The following is a 14,205-nucleotide window of genomic DNA, read 5'->3' as shown; positions in this document are numbered from 1 at the left end:
GCAGCGGCGTCACAGCAGCCGCCCGAGCGGCCCCAGATCCAGGTTCAACTCGCCGGGCGCCACGCCCAGCCGCTCGCACATCGCCTGGATCGCCGCGGCCGAGGCGGCCAGCGTGGCGCCCAGCCGCTCGGCCTCCGCCTCGGTCAGGCTGCCTTCCTCCAGCCGGCGCAGCGCCTGCTGCTCCATCAGCCGGCGGATGAACTCGACCAGCGTCAGCACCAGCCGGGCCAGATCCTGTTCCAGCCGGGCGGGGTCCAGCTCCAGCCGGACGGGGGCGGCGGGCGCGCTCATGCCCCGGGCGGCCTGACGGCCGAGAGCATGGCGCGCAGGTCGAGCCGCACCAGGTCCACCCCGGCCACGGCCAGCTGCACATGGCCATCGGCCACCACGCCGATCTCCAGCAGCCGGCCCAGCACCTCGACCAGGCTCTCCTGCGGCGAGTCCAGCTGGCCTGGCCAGGGCGGGCGCGGCAGGGGTGGCGGCGGGGCGCTCATGGCCGCGCCTCCGCCGCTGCATCCTGCGCCAGCAGGGCGCGGGCGAAGCCATAGGCGGGCCAGGGGCCGGAAAGCCGCAGCCCCAGCCCGGTGCCGGCCAGCCCGGCATTGAAGGCCTCCAGCGCGGGGCGCAGCCCGGCCAGGGCGGCGTCCTCGGCGAGGAAGCTCAGGCGGCCCGGCATCGCCTCGGGCAGTTGTTCCAGCCCGGCCTCCTCCAGCAGGGCGGCCAGCGCCTCCAGCCGGCCGGCCAGATGGGCGTGCCGGGCGCCGGGCAGCAGCTGTTCCAGCCGGCGGCGCAGCAGGAAGGCAGTGCCGGGGCCGGCCCCCTCCGCCCGCTGCCGCAGCGCGGCGAGCGCCGGCTCGGTGGCGCAGAGATGCGCATCCTGCGCCTCGGGCTCGGCCTCCAGCAGCAGGCTCCATTCGGCGCGGCCGTCGAGCCGCTCCAGCGCCTCGGCCAGATCCCCGCTGCGTTGCGCCGCCCAGTCGAGCAGCGGCGCCGTGCCGCTGAACAGCGCGCCGAAGGCGAAGGGCAGGCAGGGGGCGGCGGCCATGATCACGGCGTGATGCGCCGCCGCGCGTGCCGCCAGCCAGGCCGGGTCGCGCGCATGGTCGCGCGCGGCCTCCTCGGCGAAGGCGGCGCGCGGCACCGGGCTGGCCAGCACCGCCACCGCGCCGGCCGGCAGGCTTACCAGCCCGGCCTCCGGCAGGATGCCGGGCAGGCGGGGGGTGGGCGCCGCCGCTGGCAGCACGGCATAGGCATACCAGGCGTCATCGGTCATCCCAGGCTCCTTCCGGGGTCTCGGCCGGCACCAGGCGGGGGCCGGCCTGGCGCAGCAGGCCCGGCAGGTCGGTACCGGCCTCGCGCAGCAGGGGGGCGAGCAGGCGATAGGCGTCGCGCGCGCTGGCCATGGCGGCGCCATCGGCGGCGGCCCGGCTGGCATCCGGGTGCAGCGCCGCGGCCCGCCGGCGCCAGGAGCGGCGCAGGCTGGCGGCATCGGCGCCCTCGCCCAGGCCGAGCAGGCTCCAGGCCTGGCGCAGCGCGTCCGGCCGGCACTCGGCCACCCGCCAGGCGGCGAAATGCACCGGCGGCATCGGCCCGCGCAGATCGGCCGAGGCGGCCTCGGCCAGCGCCGGCGGCAGGCCCTGCAGCGCGGCCTCCAGCCCGGCCATGCCGTCACGCTCGATCAGCAGCAGGAAGCTGGCCTCGTGCGGGGTGGCGGCGGGCTGGCGGCGCCATTGCCGCGTCACCCCGGCCAGCGCGGCCTCGACCGCCGCGATGCGCGCGGCCATCTCCGCCGCCACCAGCCGGCCGATCTCCGCCGCCAGCGCGGCGGGCGCCGCCCCCTGCCAGGGCTGCAGCGCGGCGCGGTGCGGCGCCAGCAGCTGCGCGGGCGGCCAGCCCAGCGTCAATTGCCATTCCTGCGAGGCGCCGTCCCGCGCCAGGGCGGCTGCCAGGGCGGTGGCCGAGGCCTCCAGCACGGGCGCCCAGGCGGTGGTGGGCAGCAGGGCGGCGGCCGGGTCGGCGGGCAGAAAGGGGCCGATCTGGCAGGCGGCCTCCAGCCGCTGCTGCCAGCCCGCCAGCAGCCGCAGCCGGGCCTTCTGGCCGCCCAGCAGGCGATCCGGCGGCTCGGGCTGCAGGAAGGCGACGATCTCGCCCAGCGGCGTGCTGGACAGGGGCGGCCCGGCGATCCGCGCCATGGCCTGCTGCATCGCCGCCGCCAGCGGCTGGGGGGCGACGCCAAGCAGCCGCTGCACCGCGCCGCCAGGGCGGGGGGCGATCAGGTTCATGCCCCGCCCTCCTGCCGCGCGCGGCGCGCGGCGCGCAGTGCCTGCAATTCCTCCAGCAGCGGCGCCTCGGCCGCGTCATAGGCGGCCTCGTCGATCTCGCCCGCCTCCAGCCGGCGTTCCAGCGCCAGCAGCGCCGCCTCGACCCGCGCCGGATCGGACTGCTCGTCATCGACCAGGGTGGCGATGCGCTGGGCGATCCAGACCAGGCCGGAGATCGGCCCGCTGGCCGGCAGCGTCAGCAACTTGCCCAGCATCAGGCCTTCTCCCAACCGAACAGCGCCGCCTGCAGGGCGACGAAATTGTAGGGGGGCACGGGGCCGACATAGCGGAAGCTCAACCGCTCGCCCTGGGCTTCCGCCAGCGCGGCCATGACAGCGTCGAACTCGGCTTCGCGTGCACGGCGCACCAGGAAGGCGTGGTTCAGCAGCATGGTGTCCTCGGCCAGCGGCAGCGCCGTGCTGCGCTCGGCCAGCGGCGCCAGCGTGTCGAGCAGCCGGCGCGCCTCGGCCGCGCGCCGCGCCGCCAGCGCCGCCTCGACCCGCCGGCCCAGCTCGATGCGCTCGGCATAGGTCTCGACCGCCGGGCGGTCGCGCAGGCGGTCGCGCATCCGGCGCAGCCCGGCATCCTGTTCCAGCAGCTGGGTGAAGACGATCTCCGGCTGCCAATGCACCTTGACGCCGAGCTCGACCCGGCCGGCGACCTCCCGCAGGCCGGCGCGGAACTGCGGCGCGTGCCGCGCCAGGCAGGCGGCCACGGCGGCGGCGTCCGGCGCCACCGTGCCGAAGCGCAGCGGCAGCAGGCTGGCCTCCGCCAGAGCGCGTTCCAGCACCGCGGTATGCGCCAGCATGTTGCGGCGCGAGGCCGGCACCTCCGCCCCCGTCACCGGGCTGACCAGGGCGGCGAGGCCGGCGGCCTCCACCCAGTCCGGCGCGGCGCCGCCCAGGCCGGGGCCGAGCGTGTCGGCGGCGGGCAGCGCGCCCGGCTCGGCGATGCCGTAGAAGTACAGGCCGTCGCCGCTCATGCCCCGGCCTCCAGCCGGTGTTCCAGCCGGGCCAGCCGCTCGGCCAGCAGGCGGTTTTCCTCGCGCAGCCGCGCGGCCTCGTCCGCCAAGGGAGGCGGGGCGCCGCCGCGATAGGCGGTGTCGCTCTCCCACCAGCGGATGCCCATCTCGGTGGCGCGGTCGACCGAGGCGATGACCAGCCGCAGCCGCACCGTCAGCAGCTCGACGCCGACGAGATTGACCGAGATGTCGCCGGCGACGACGATTCCCTTGTCGAGGATGCGCTCCAGGATATCGGCGAGGCTGGAGCCGCCGACGCTGTGCTGCAGGGACATTCTGTCTCCTCCTCCAGCCTCGGGCTGGGGTCGCGGGCCTTGCGGGCTCAGGTTTCGTCCAGCAGCTGGCCGCGCTGGCCGCGGCTGGTGCGCTTCCAGCGGCGCAGCCCGCCCTGCGGGTCGAGCGCCACCTCGTATCGGGCGATCAGGTCATGCGTGCGCGGGATGGCGCTGTGTTCCAGCACATCCAGGTGCATCAGCCAGCCGTCATCGGTGCGCTCGAAACGGCTCACCGTCTCGGTGGGCTGGCTGAGCAGGGCCTCGAGCTGCTGGCGCGCCTGGCTGACCAGGGTGGCGGGGTCCATGCCGGCTTTCTCCGAAGCGGGGTCCATCGGTCAGTACTCATGCGTGACGCCGCCGCGCGGCGCGGGGCGGCGGCGCGGGGCGGCGGGTGGCGCCGTGGCCGGTGCCGGGAGCGGGGCGCTGTCGGGCCCGGCCTCGGCCGCGGCCCAGGCCGGCAGGGGCGGGGGGGCGACCGCCTCGGCCGGCAGGGAGAGGCGATGGGCCAGCTGGGCCATGCGCCGGCTGAGCTGGGCGAAGCCGGCCCCGGCGGCCGCGCGCTGGCGATCCAGCAATTCGATCTGCCGCGCCAGGCGGGAGCGGCGCTGCGCCAGCATGGCATATTCCGCCGCCGCCGATTCCAGCAGCAGGTGCCGGGCCCCGCGCTGCACCAGCCGGCTGCCGGGCGGGCGCTGGCGGGGGGCGGGAGGGCTCATGCGGCGGCCTCCAGGGTGCAGGCGCGGTCGATCATCGCAGCGAGGGCCTGGCGCGGATCGGGCTGTCCCTCGGCGGCGGGGCGCAGGCGGCTGGCCAGGATATCGCCGCAGAGCTGGCGGAAGCGCGGCTCCGCGGCATCCGCGGCCAGGCCCTCGCGCGCGGCCACCTGGGCGATCATCAGCGCGGCGCGCATGCTGGGGCGCTGGCTGAAGGCGCCGGCCTGCCGCACGGCGCGCACCAGGTCGACGATGCGCGCCGCCGCCGTTGCCTCGATGCCGGAGCGGGCGGCGATGATCGCCAGCTCCGTCTCCCGGTCGTGATCCTCGAGGTCGAGCGTCACCACCCGGTCCATCAGCGCGTTCTGCGCGTCATGGGTGCCGACATGGTCGGTCGGGTTGGAGGTCAGCAGCAGGCGGAAATCGGGATGCACCCGCCGGTAGCTCTCGCCGCCGCCGATGGCGGGCAGGATCAGCAGCTTCTCCTCCAGCACCGTCAGCAGCACGTTGTTGGCGGCGGGCGGGGCGCGGTTGAACTCGTCATAGATCAGCGTGGCGCCCTCGGCGCAGGCGATCGAGAGCGCGCGGTCGACCCAGACGGCGCTGGTCTCGCTTTCCACCTTGGTGACGCTGCTGATGTAGCGGTCGATCACGCGGCGGGTGCGGTGGCGCCCCTCCTGGCCGACCAGCCGGCTGGTGTCGAAGGTGGCATCGCCGACGATCAGCACCACGGGGCGGCCGATCCGCTCGGCCAGGTGCAAGGCGAGGGTGGTCTTGCCGCTGCCGGCGGGCCCGCGAAAATGCACTGGCAGGCCGGTGTCCAGATAGCGCCCCGCTCGTTCCGCCAGGGCGGCGATCGAGCCGGTGCGCACGAAATCCGCCCGGGGGCGCAGACGCAGCCACGGTTCCTCAGGCGGGAGATCCTGGTCCGTGTGGTCAGGCTTGCGGAAGCGTGGGGCCATGCGGGAAGCGCCTTTTGCGGAGCGTCAGCGGGGCCGATCCTATGCGAAAAACATCCAGGTTCAAGCGAAATCCGGAGACCCCCGGCCGCTGAACGGTCAAGCTTTACCCGGCATTATCGAGAGGCCGGGTTTACTGCGGCGCGTCCAGGCTCCGGCCGCCACCCTGCCGGCCGGGTCCTGCGGCCGCCCCCAGCCTGCCAATAGGAAGCGAAGATGCATTCACGGCCACAGCCGTCATCGGCGCCCGGCGCCGAATCCCGGGCCGGCGCCTGGATCGGCTTCATCTCCGCCCTCGCCGCCCTGGCCGTGGCGGGCGGGCTGCTGGTGGCCTGGGCCGGCGCCTGGATCGGGGTGCCCTGCCTGCTGCTGGCCCTGCTGCTCGGCGGCGGCACGGTGGCGTGGCAGGCGGGTCGCCTCGCCGCCTGGGCGGGACGGCCGCAGGGCGCGCCGCCGGCCCTGTGGCTGCCCGGCGCGGCGGCGCTGGCGGCGCGTATCCAGGGGCTGCAGATCCAGCTGGAGGAATGCGAAAATACCCTGCGCGTGGTGCAGGAGAGCCCGGCGCTGTCGCGCCCCGATCCCGCGGCCGCCCTGCGCCATTTCAACCATCGCGTCCTCGCCGACGCGACCGCGCTGATCGACGAGATGAACGCCAGCGCCACCGATCTCAGCCGCCATGCGGATCAGGTGGAGCTCTCCACCGCGCGGGTCGAGAAGCAGGCGCATGAGGCCACCTCCGAGGCCAGCGCCGCGGCCAGCGCCGCCGGCGCGGCGGCCGAGCGCGCGGAACATCTGGTCAAGGCCATCCAGGAGATCACGACCCAGATCAGCCGCGCCGCCAATGCCACCGGCAGCATCGCCAGCCGCAGCGCCAAGAGCCGCGCCCTGTTCAGCGAGCTGGAAGTGATCGTTGCCAAGATCGCCGAGGTGGCGCGGCTGATCCAGGAGATCGCCGGCCAGACGAATCTGCTGGCGCTGAACGCGACGATCGAGGCGGCGCGCGCCGGCGAGGCCGGCAAGGGCTTCGCCGTGGTGGCCAGCGAGGTGAAGAGCCTGGCGGGCAGCACCTCGCACGCCACCAGCGAGATCGCCGAGCGCCTCGACCTGATCCAGGCGCAGACCGCGCAGGTGACCGTGGCGCTCGAAGGCATCGGCGCCAGCATCAACGAGCTGAACGATGTCGCCACCGCCCTGGCCGCCGCGATGGAGGAGCAGAGCGGGGCGGTGCGCGAGATCGCCCGCTCGGCCGGCGACGCCGCCGGCACCGCCCGCCAGGCGAGCGACCGCATCGGCCTGGCCACCCAGGAGATCGACGAGAACCGCCTGTCGGTGGCGATGATGCACAACGCCTCCGGCGACGTGCTGGCGACGATGGCGGGGCTGCGCGAGCAGCTGGACCAGGTGCTGCAGACCGCCCTGGAGGAAGCGATGGTCTCGCCGCCGGTATCGGCGGGGCGCCCCTGCCGGCTGCTGCCGGAGGGTCGGGGGGAGATGGAGGCGCTGCTGCTGGCGCCCACCGTGACCGGCGCCCGGGCCGAGCTGCCGACGCCGCTGCCGCGCGGCACGCGCGGCACGCTGCGCCTGGCCGGCCTGCCGCCGATTCCCTTCCGCGTCCTGGGCGGCGAGGCGCAGCCGCTGCTCGGCTTCATGCTGCGCGACCAGGCGATGGTGGAGGCGATCGCCGGCGCGCTGGCCCAGGAATCGCCCGCGCCCCTGCCGGCGGCGGCCTGAGCCCCCTGCCTGGCGCCTTGTTCCGACGAGGCGACCTCCGCTCGACCAGCCTCCGGCCGACCGGGTGGGTCCGTCACGCCGTGCCGGCGTGACCGGGCAGCGACAGCGTGACCGACAGGCCATCCCGGCCCGGGGCGGCAGCGGGGCCGGGGCCGGGGCCGAGCGCCAGGCCGCCGCCATGCAGCCGGGCGATGGCGGCGACCAGGGCGAGGCCCAGCCCGGTGCCTGGCGTGCCGCGGCTGCGGTCCAGCCGGTAGAATCTCTTCTGCACATTGTCCCGCTCGGCCTCGGGGATGCCGGGGCCCTCGTCGGCCACCGAGAGAGCGCCATCCGGCCGGAGGGTCACGCGGATCGCGCCCGCCCCATGCGCCAGGGCATTGTCCAGCAGATTGGCCAGGGCCTGGCGCAGCAGCGGCGCGCTGCCGGTCAGCCAAACCCCCGAGGCGATCCCGGCGGCGAGCGTCCGTCCGGCGTCTTCCACGACCGGCGCATAGGCTTCCACCACCCCGTCGACCAGCGCCGACAGATCCAGCTCGGCAAAGGCGTCGCGGCCGGCCCCCGCCTCGGCGCGGGCGATGCGCAGCAGGGCGGCGAAGGTGGCCAGGATGCCGTCCAGCTCGTCGATGGCGGCGTCCAGCGTGGCGGCGTCGGCGGCGGGATCGCGGGCGGCGGCGGCGGCGACCTCCAGCCGCTGGCGCAGGCGCGACAGGGGCGAGCGCAGGTCATGGGCGATGTCGTCGGTGACCTGGCGCAGCTCGGCCACCAGGGTCTCGATGCGGGCCAGCATGGCATTGACCGTCGCCGCCAGCCGGTCGAACTCGTCGCCGCGCCCGGATTGCGGCAGGCGCTGGGTCAGGTCGCCCTGCATCACCGCGCGCGCCGCCTGGCTGACCGCGGCCAGCCGCCGTTCCAGCCGCCGCGCCAGCCAGAAGCCCAGGCCCAGCGCCAGCAGCGCCGCGGCGCCGCCGGCGATGGGGGGCGTCCAGGCCAGCGCGGCGGCGGCACGGTCGACCGGCGCCAGGTCGGTCGCTACCACGAGGTTGACGCCGCCCGGCAGCAGGGCGCCCAGCGCGCGCAGATCGCCGCCCTCCCCGGTGCGCGGCAGGGTGGCGAAGCCCCGCAGGGTGACCGGCGCGACGGGGAGGCCGCCGGCGATCAGCCGCCCGTCCGGGGTGCTCAGCGCCAGCAGGATCGGGCCCTGGCGGCGGCTGTAGAGGCGGGTGGCCTCGGCCAGGCCCGCCAGGCCGTAATTCTCGTAGTCGCGGATCAGCCCCTCGGCCTCGGCGGCCAGCACCAGGTCGAGCTGCTGGCGCAAAGCGGATTGCGCGCGCAGCCAGCCCCAGCCGGCGCCGCAGAAGCTGGCGACCAGCACCACGGCGGCCATGGCCAGCGCCAGGCGGGGGGCGAAGCTGCGTGGCCAGTGGAGCCGCCAATGGAGCCCCCAGTGCATCCGCCCGCGCACCGGCTCAGCCGTGGCCGGCGCCATGGGCCGGGGCCAGCACATAGCCGGCGCCGCGCACGGTGCGGATCATCGAGGGCTCGCCGCCCGCCTCCAGCTTGCGGCGCAGCCGGCTGACATGCACGTCGATGATGTTGGTCGTGGGGTCGAAGGAGAAGTCCCAGACCTTCTCCAGCAGCATGGTGCGCGTCAGCACCTCGCCGGGATGGCGCATCATGTATTCCAGCAGGCGGAACTCGGTCGGCAGCAGCTCGACCGGGCGGGTGCCGCGGGTGACCGCGCGGCGCAGCAGGTCGGCGCGCAGGTCGCCGACCGCCAGCTCGGTGGCCTCGGCCGCCGCCGGTGCCGGGCGGCGGGCCAGCGCGCGGAGGCGGGCGCGCAGCTCGGCGAAGGCGAAGGGCTTGGCCAGGTAGTCGTCGGCGCCGGCTTCCAGCCCCTCGACGCGGCGGTCGACCTCGGCCAGCGCGGTCAGCATCAGCACCGGGGTCGCGATGCCGGAGGCGCGCAGCGCCCGGGTGATGGCGACACCATCGGGGCCGGGCAGCATGCGGTCGGTGATGATGATGTCGAAGGGCTCGTTCAGCGCCAGGAACAGCCCGTCCTTGCCGGTGGCGGCGCGGTCGACGACATGGCCTTCCTCGGCGAGGCCCTTGGCCAGGTAGTCGGCGGTGGCGGCGTCGTCCTCGATCAGCAGGATACGCATGGCGGAGCTCCGGGAAGGCCGCGTCCAGCCTCCCGCAGCGATGCGGCCCTGTCCAGGGTGGCCGCGCCGGGCTAGAAGCCCCGCCATGACAGACAAGCCCCTCCCCCTGCTGGTCACCCATAGCGGCGGCTTCCATTGCGACGAGGCCTTCGCCTATGCGGTGCTGAAGCGCGCGCTCGGGCTGGGGCCGGTGGGCACCGACCACCGCCTGCTGCGCACCCGCGACATGAAGCGCATCGCCGAGGGCGACATCGTCTTCGACGTGGGCCTGGAATACGACGCGGCGCGCAACCGCTTCGACCACCACCAGCGCGGCGCGCCGACGCGGGCGGACGGCACGCCGTTCAGCGCCGCCGGCCTGGTCTGGCAGAAATACGGCGAGGCCGCGGTGCGCGCCATCCTGCCCGAGGGCGCGAAGGGCTTCGCCGCCGCCATCGCCCAGGAGATCGACCGCGGCGTCGTCTTCCGCATCGACGAGATCGACAATGGCACGGCGACCAGCCGCGGCGTGCTCGACCTCGCCTCGCTGATCGGCGACTGCAACCTGGCCTGGGACGCGCCGGGCGGCGATGACCCGGCGGCCGAGGACGCCGCCTTCCAGGAGGCGGCGGCGCTGGCCGATGCGGTGCTGGCGCGGCGGGTGGATGCGGTGCGCGGGCGGCATGTCGCCTCGGCCGAGGTGCTGGCGGCACATGGCCGCGGCGCCGACGCCCGCGTGCTGGTGCTGGACCGCCGCATGCCCTGGAAGGGCGCCGTCTTCGACCATGCCCTGCCGGTGATCTACTGCGTCTATCCGGTGCAGAACGGCAATTGGATGGTCGACACCATGCCGCCGGAGCCGAAGAGCTTCGAGCAGCGCCTGCCGCTGCCGGAGGGCTGGGCCGGGCTGCAGGATGCGGCGCTGGCCGAGGCCTCCGGCGTGCCGGACGCGGTCTTCGTGCATCTGCGCCGCTTCGTCGGCGCCGCCCGCTCGCGCGACGGCGCCCTGGCCATGGCGCAGAAGGCGCTGAGCCTGGGCTTTGCCGCCGCCACGACGCCCAAGGGGTGAGACCGATCCTGGGGGGAGCCCTTGCGCTCCCCCTAGGGTCGTGCTGCGCTCAGGCCGTGTCACCCGCCGTCCCCAGGTGGACACGGCAATCCGACAACAACTTGGCATGTGGATTGCTAGTAACCTGGGGCTTGAGGGCCTAAGGAGAAGCAGTCTTGCCGGATACCCCCACCATTCGCCTGGCCGCCGATATTGGCGGCACCTTCACCGATGTGGTGCTGGATGCCGGGGGGCAGCGCCGCACCCGCAAGGTGCTGACCACGCCGGCCGCGCCCGAGGACGGGGTGCTGGAAGGCATCTCCCTGGTGCTGGGCGATGCCGGGCTGCAGTTCTCCGACATCGATGTCTTCGTGCATGGCACGACGCTGGCGACCAATGCGATCATCGAGCGGCGCGGCGCCAAGACCGCGCTGATCGCGACCGAGGGCTTTCGCGACATCCTCGAGATCGGCACCGAGAGCCGCTACGACCAGTATGACCTGAAGCTGGAGAAGCCGCAGCCGCTGGTGCCGCGGTCGCTGCGCTTCACCGTGCCGGAGCGGATGGACGCGCGCGGCCGGGTGCAGCTGGCGCTGGACGAGGCGGCGCTGGACCGGCTGGTGGCGGAGCTGGCGTCGGCGGGCGTGCAGAGCGTCGCCATCGCCTTCCTGCACGCCTATGCCAATCCGGCGCATGAGCAGCGGGCCGGGGCGCTGGTGAAGGCCGCGCTGCCGGGCGTCTCGGTGACGCTGGCCTCCGAGGTCTGCCCGGAGGTGCGCGAATACGAGCGCAGCTCCACCGCCGTGGCGAATGCCTATGTGCAGCCGCTGATGGAGGGCTATCTGGGCCGCATGGCGGCCGCCCTGCAGGCGCGGCAATACCGGGGCGCGACCTATCTGGTCACCTCGGGCGGCGGGTTGACCGCGCTGGAGACGGCCCAGAAATACCCGGTGCGGCTGGTGGAATCCGGCCCGGCGGGCGGCGCCATCTTCGCGGCGCAGGTCGCGCTGCGCGCCAATGAGCAGCGCGTGCTGTCCTTCGACATGGGCGGCACCACCGCCAAGGTCTGCCTGATCGAGAAGGGCGAGCCGGCGACCTCGCGCTTCTTCGAGGTCGATCGCACGGCGCGCTTCCTGAAGGGCTCCGGCCTGCCGCTGCGCATTCCCGTCATCGAGATGGTGGAGATCGGCGCCGGCGGCGGCTCGATCGCCCAGGTCGATGCGATGCAGCGGGTGACGGTGGGGCCGGAGAGCGCCTCCTCGGTCCCCGGTCCGGCCTGCTATGGCCGCGGCGGCACGCGGCCGGCGGTGACGGATGCCGATGTGGCGCTCGGCCTGATCGAGCCGGAGGGTTTCGCCGGTGGCAGCATGACGCTGCAGCCGGCGCGCTCGCTGGCCGCGCTGGACGCGGCGGTCGGGCAGAAGCTGGGCCTGTCGCCGGAGATGGCGGCCTATGCCGTCTATGAAATGGTCTGCGAGAACATGGCCAGCGCCGCCCGCGTGCATGCCGCCGAGCGCGGCGCGGTGATCGCGCAGCACACCATGATCGCCTTCGGCGGCGCGGCGCCGCTGCACGCCGCGCGCGTCGCCGAGAAGGTCGGCGTGACGCGGGTGGTGGTGCCGCCCAATGCCGGCGTCGGCTCGGCGGTGGGCTTCCTGGCGGCGCCGGTGGCCTATGAGATCGTCCGCTCGCGGCCCGCCCGGCTGGATGCCAGCTTCGACGGCGAGGCCATTTCCTCCCTGTTCGCCGAGATGACGGCGGCGGCGCGCGCCCTGGTCGAGCCGGGCGCGCGCGGCGCCCCGCTGTTCGAGCGGCGCATCGCCTTCATGCGCTATGTCGGCCAGGGCCACGAGATCACGGTGGAGCTGCCGAACCGCGCGCTGACCGCCGAGGATGTCGCCGAGCTGCGCCGCTATTTCGAGGCGGAATATGCCCGGCAATTCGCCCGCGCCATCCCGGCGGCGGCGATCGAGGTGCTGAACTGGTCGGTGCTGGTCTCGACCCATGCGGCGAAGCCGGAAGCCGCGGCGGCGGTGGCCCCGGTGGCGGCCCCGGCGCCGTCGGGCGTCAGGAAACTGTTCGACGGCAAGCGCGCGGCGCATGTCGAGGTGCCGGTCTATCTGCGCGACAGCATGCTGCCCGGCGCCCGCGTGCCGGGCCCGGCGATCATCACCGAGATGGAGACGACGACCTTCGTCTCGGCCAGCTTCGACGCGCATATCGATGGCAGCGGCTGCATCGTCATGGAGCAGAAGGCGGCATGAGCGCGACCGTGGAGAGCAAGACTATGCAGCCCAGCATCATCGACCTGCAGATCATGTGGAACCGCCTGATCGCCGTGGTGGGCGAGCAGGCGCAGGTGCTGATCCGCACCGCCTTCAGCCCGATCGTCCGCGAATGCGAGGATATTTCCGCCGGCGTCTTCGACCTGCAGGGGCGGATGCTGGCGCAGGCGGTGACCGGAACGCCCGGCCACATCAACTCGATGGCCGAATCCGTGAAGCATTTCCTCCGCCACTTCCCGGTGGAGACGATGCAGGAGGGCGACGCCTATATCACCAACGACCCCTGGATGGGCACGGGGCACCTGAACGACTTCGTCATCACCACGCCGGCCTTCCACAAGGGCAAGCTGGTGGGGCTCTTTTCCTGTACCAGCCACCTGATGGATATCGGCGGTCTGGGCAACGGGCCCGAGGCCAGCGACGTCTTCATGGAGGGGCTCTACATCCCCATGCTGAAGCTGATCGATCGCGGCGTGGTCAATGAGACGCTGATGGCGATGATCCGCGCCAATACGCGGCTGCCGGTGGACACCGAGGGCGACACCTATTCGCTGGCCGCCTGCAACGATGTCGGCGTGCGCGCCTTGTCGGCGATGATGGACGAGTTCGGCATCGACACGCTGGAGCCGCTGGCCGAGCACATCATCGCCCGCTCGCGCGAGGCGGTGCTGGCGGAGATCGGCAAGCTGCCGAAGGGTTCCTGGTCCTACAGCATGACCACGGATGGCTATGACCATCCGCTGACGCTGGAGGCGACGCTGACCGTCTCCGACAGCGGCATCCATGTCGACTATACCGGCACCTCGGGCGCGGTGCGGCGCGGCATCAACGTGCCGCTGGCCTATACCACCGCCTATACCGTCTTCGGCCTGGGCTGCCTGGTCGCCGCCGAGATCCCGAACAATGCCGGATCGCTCGGGCCGCTGACGGTTTCGGCGCCGGCGGGCTCGGTGCTGAACGCGCAGAAGCCGGCGCCGGTGTCGTCGCGCCACGTGCTCGGCCAGATGCTGCCGGACATGGTCTTCGGCTGCCTGCGGCAGGCGATCCCGGAGCGCGTGCCGGCGGAAGGCACCGCCTGCATCTGGAACATCACCGTGCGCGGCGAATGGGCGGAGAAGGTCGGGCCGAACCACGGCTATGCGCTGGCCATCACCACCAATGGCGGCACCGGGGGCCGCCCCGGCCAGGACGGGCTGTCGGCGACCGCCTTCCCCTCCGGCGTGCACGGCACCCCGGTGGAAATCGCCGAGATCCAGTCGCCGCTGATGTTCTGGCGCAAGGAATTCCGTGCCGGCAGCGGCGGCGATGGCGAGAGCCGTGGCGGCCTCGGCCAGATCATGGAGATCGTCAACACCGACGATGCGCCCTTCGAGCTGCTGGCCGCCTTCGACCGCATCCAGTATCCGCCGCGCGGCCAGCAGGGCGGCGGCGACGGCGCCCCCGGCTATGTCGGTCTCGGTGACGGCACCGTCCTGCGCGGCAAGGGTCTGCAGGTGATCCCGCCCGGCGAGCGCCTGGTGGTGCTGACGCCGGGCGGTGCCGGCCTCGGCGACCCTGCCGCGCGCGACGCCGCGAAGCGCCAGGCGGATGTGGCGAACGGCCTGGTGCTGGCGGACTGACAGAAAAAAGATGGAGGCTCGGGGGAATTCCTTCCCCCGGCCTTCGCTTTCTTTGGCATCCTGCCAGCATCTTTGGACAATGGAGGTCCTGG

The 14,205-nt window shown here is 73.9% G+C and carries 16 protein-coding genes; 4 read left to right on the top strand and 12 right to left on the bottom strand.

Translation table 11 applies throughout. The features are described 5' to 3' along the window. Positions 1 to 9 precede the first annotated feature (9 nt). The 10 genes from WFI16_RS07615 to gvpN are packed head-to-tail and all read right to left on the bottom strand — an operon-like array spanning position 10 to position 5,292. Positions 10 to 291, bottom strand: coding sequence for a gas vesicle protein K (locus WFI16_RS07615; RefSeq protein WP_419897215.1), 282 nt, complete (start codon positions 289 to 291; stop codon positions 10 to 12). Continuing rightward, positions 288 to 494 (bottom strand): gas vesicle protein, encoded by a 207-nt coding sequence (locus WFI16_RS07610; protein WP_419897214.1) that lies wholly within the window; start codon positions 492 to 494, stop codon positions 288 to 290. The genes WFI16_RS07615 and WFI16_RS07610 overlap by 4 nt, the downstream gene beginning before the upstream one ends. After that, a complete protein-coding gene (locus tag WFI16_RS07605; protein WP_419897213.1) occupies positions 491 to 1,273 on the bottom strand; it encodes a GvpL/GvpF family gas vesicle protein in 783 nt (260 codons plus the stop codon). The genes WFI16_RS07610 and WFI16_RS07605 overlap by 4 nt, the downstream gene beginning before the upstream one ends. Next, positions 1,263 to 2,282, bottom strand: coding sequence for a GvpL/GvpF family gas vesicle protein (locus WFI16_RS07600; protein WP_419897212.1), 1,020 nt, complete (start codon positions 2,280 to 2,282; stop codon positions 1,263 to 1,265). The genes WFI16_RS07605 and WFI16_RS07600 overlap by 11 nt, the downstream gene beginning before the upstream one ends. Beyond that, positions 2,279 to 2,536 carry a gas vesicle protein GvpG gene (locus tag WFI16_RS07595; RefSeq protein WP_419897211.1) on the bottom strand — a complete coding sequence of 86 codons (258 nt, stop codon included), beginning with the start codon at positions 2,534 to 2,536 and terminating at the stop codon, positions 2,279 to 2,281. The genes WFI16_RS07600 and WFI16_RS07595 overlap by 4 nt, the downstream gene beginning before the upstream one ends. Beyond that, positions 2,536 to 3,303, bottom strand: coding sequence for a GvpL/GvpF family gas vesicle protein (locus WFI16_RS07590; protein WP_419897210.1), 768 nt, complete (start codon positions 3,301 to 3,303; stop codon positions 2,536 to 2,538). Before WFI16_RS07590 ends, WFI16_RS07595 begins: the two co-directional genes overlap by 1 nt. Further along, positions 3,300 to 3,617 (bottom strand): gas vesicle protein, encoded by a 318-nt coding sequence (locus WFI16_RS07585; RefSeq protein WP_419897209.1) that lies wholly within the window; start codon positions 3,615 to 3,617, stop codon positions 3,300 to 3,302. The genes WFI16_RS07590 and WFI16_RS07585 overlap by 4 nt, the downstream gene beginning before the upstream one ends. Before the next feature lie 47 nt (positions 3,618 to 3,664). Continuing rightward, positions 3,665 to 3,949, bottom strand: coding sequence for a gas vesicle protein GvpO (gene gvpO / locus WFI16_RS07580; RefSeq protein ID WP_419897208.1), 285 nt, complete (start codon positions 3,947 to 3,949; stop codon positions 3,665 to 3,667). Between the two features lie 3 nt (positions 3,950 to 3,952). Continuing rightward, positions 3,953 to 4,333, bottom strand: a complete 381-nt coding sequence (locus WFI16_RS07575) for a hypothetical protein (protein WP_419897207.1) — start codon at positions 4,331 to 4,333, stop codon at positions 3,953 to 3,955. Next, positions 4,330 to 5,292 (bottom strand): gas vesicle protein GvpN, encoded by a 963-nt coding sequence (gvpN, locus tag WFI16_RS07570; protein ID WP_419897206.1) that lies wholly within the window; start codon positions 5,290 to 5,292, stop codon positions 4,330 to 4,332. The genes WFI16_RS07575 and gvpN overlap by 4 nt, the downstream gene beginning before the upstream one ends. A 213-nt stretch (positions 5,293 to 5,505) precedes the next feature. Here gvpN and WFI16_RS07565 point away from each other — a divergent pair, with 213 nt between their 5' ends. Then, on the top strand, positions 5,506 to 7,020 hold the full coding sequence (locus WFI16_RS07565) for a methyl-accepting chemotaxis protein (RefSeq protein WP_419897205.1): 1,515 nt from the start codon (positions 5,506 to 5,508) through the stop codon (positions 7,018 to 7,020). A 73-nt stretch (positions 7,021 to 7,093) separates the two neighbouring features. On the opposite strand, the gene WFI16_RS07560 is transcribed toward WFI16_RS07565, so the two are convergent. Together WFI16_RS07560 and WFI16_RS07555 are read right to left on the bottom strand one after the other, a co-directional pair. Next, positions 7,094 to 8,506 carry a sensor histidine kinase gene (locus WFI16_RS07560; RefSeq protein WP_419897204.1) on the bottom strand — a complete coding sequence of 471 codons (1,413 nt, stop codon included), beginning with the start codon at positions 8,504 to 8,506 and terminating at the stop codon, positions 7,094 to 7,096. Continuing rightward, on the bottom strand, positions 8,487 to 9,182 hold the full coding sequence (locus WFI16_RS07555) for a response regulator transcription factor (RefSeq protein WP_419897203.1): 696 nt from the start codon (positions 9,180 to 9,182) through the stop codon (positions 8,487 to 8,489). The genes WFI16_RS07560 and WFI16_RS07555 overlap by 20 nt, the downstream gene beginning before the upstream one ends. An 85-nt stretch (positions 9,183 to 9,267) precedes the next feature. Here WFI16_RS07555 and WFI16_RS07550 point away from each other — a divergent pair, with 85 nt between their 5' ends. From WFI16_RS07550 to WFI16_RS07540, 3 genes are all read left to right on the top strand, one after another. Next, positions 9,268 to 10,230, top strand: a complete 963-nt coding sequence (locus WFI16_RS07550; protein WP_419897202.1) for an MYG1 family protein — start codon at positions 9,268 to 9,270, stop codon at positions 10,228 to 10,230. Positions 10,231 to 10,385: 155 nt separating this feature from the next. Then, entirely contained in the window at positions 10,386 to 12,473 is a 2,088-nt protein-coding gene (locus tag WFI16_RS07545; RefSeq protein ID WP_419897201.1) for a hydantoinase/oxoprolinase family protein, read from the top strand. Then, positions 12,470 to 14,113, top strand: a complete 1,644-nt coding sequence (locus tag WFI16_RS07540) for a hydantoinase B/oxoprolinase family protein (RefSeq protein WP_419897200.1) — start codon at positions 12,470 to 12,472, stop codon at positions 14,111 to 14,113. The genes WFI16_RS07545 and WFI16_RS07540 overlap by 4 nt, the downstream gene beginning before the upstream one ends. Positions 14,114 to 14,205: the final 92 nt, after the last annotated feature.

The sequence above is a fragment of the Roseomonas sp. USHLN139 genome, assembly GCF_037145735.1.
In the GTDB taxonomy this organism is placed as follows: Bacteria; Pseudomonadota; Alphaproteobacteria; order Acetobacterales; family Acetobacteraceae; genus Pseudoroseomonas.
Note: the sequence above shows the minus strand (reverse complement) of the source record. Positions and strands in the feature narration are given on the sequence as shown.

Coding starts and splice junctions, on each gene's coding strand:
- WFI16_RS07615 (WP_419897215.1), bottom strand. CDS start 291: ATGAGCGCGCCCGCCGCCCCCGTCCGGCTGGAGCTGGACCCCGCCCGG.
- WFI16_RS07610 (WP_419897214.1), bottom strand. CDS start 494: ATGAGCGCCCCGCCGCCACCCCTGCCGCGCCCGCCCTGGCCAGGCCAG.
- WFI16_RS07605 (WP_419897213.1), bottom strand. CDS start 1,273: ATGACCGATGACGCCTGGTATGCCTATGCCGTGCTGCCAGCGGCGGCG.
- WFI16_RS07600 (WP_419897212.1), bottom strand. CDS start 2,282: ATGAACCTGATCGCCCCCCGCCCTGGCGGCGCGGTGCAGCGGCTGCTT.
- WFI16_RS07595 (WP_419897211.1), bottom strand. CDS start 2,536: ATGCTGGGCAAGTTGCTGACGCTGCCGGCCAGCGGGCCGATCTCCGGC.
- WFI16_RS07590 (WP_419897210.1), bottom strand. CDS start 3,303: ATGAGCGGCGACGGCCTGTACTTCTACGGCATCGCCGAGCCGGGCGCG.
- WFI16_RS07585 (WP_419897209.1), bottom strand. CDS start 3,617: ATGTCCCTGCAGCACAGCGTCGGCGGCTCCAGCCTCGCCGATATCCTG.
- gvpO (WP_419897208.1), bottom strand. CDS start 3,949: ATGGACCCCGCTTCGGAGAAAGCCGGCATGGACCCCGCCACCCTGGTC.
- WFI16_RS07575 (WP_419897207.1), bottom strand. CDS start 4,333: ATGAGCCCTCCCGCCCCCCGCCAGCGCCCGCCCGGCAGCCGGCTGGTG.
- gvpN (WP_419897206.1), bottom strand. CDS start 5,292: ATGGCCCCACGCTTCCGCAAGCCTGACCACACGGACCAGGATCTCCCG.
- WFI16_RS07565 (WP_419897205.1), top strand. CDS start 5,506: ATGCATTCACGGCCACAGCCGTCATCGGCGCCCGGCGCCGAATCCCGG.
- WFI16_RS07560 (WP_419897204.1), bottom strand. CDS start 8,506: ATGGCGCCGGCCACGGCTGAGCCGGTGCGCGGGCGGATGCACTGGGGG.
- WFI16_RS07555 (WP_419897203.1), bottom strand. CDS start 9,182: ATGCGTATCCTGCTGATCGAGGACGACGCCGCCACCGCCGACTACCTG.
- WFI16_RS07550 (WP_419897202.1), top strand. CDS start 9,268: ATGACAGACAAGCCCCTCCCCCTGCTGGTCACCCATAGCGGCGGCTTC.
- WFI16_RS07540 (WP_419897200.1), top strand. CDS start 12,470: ATGAGCGCGACCGTGGAGAGCAAGACTATGCAGCCCAGCATCATCGAC.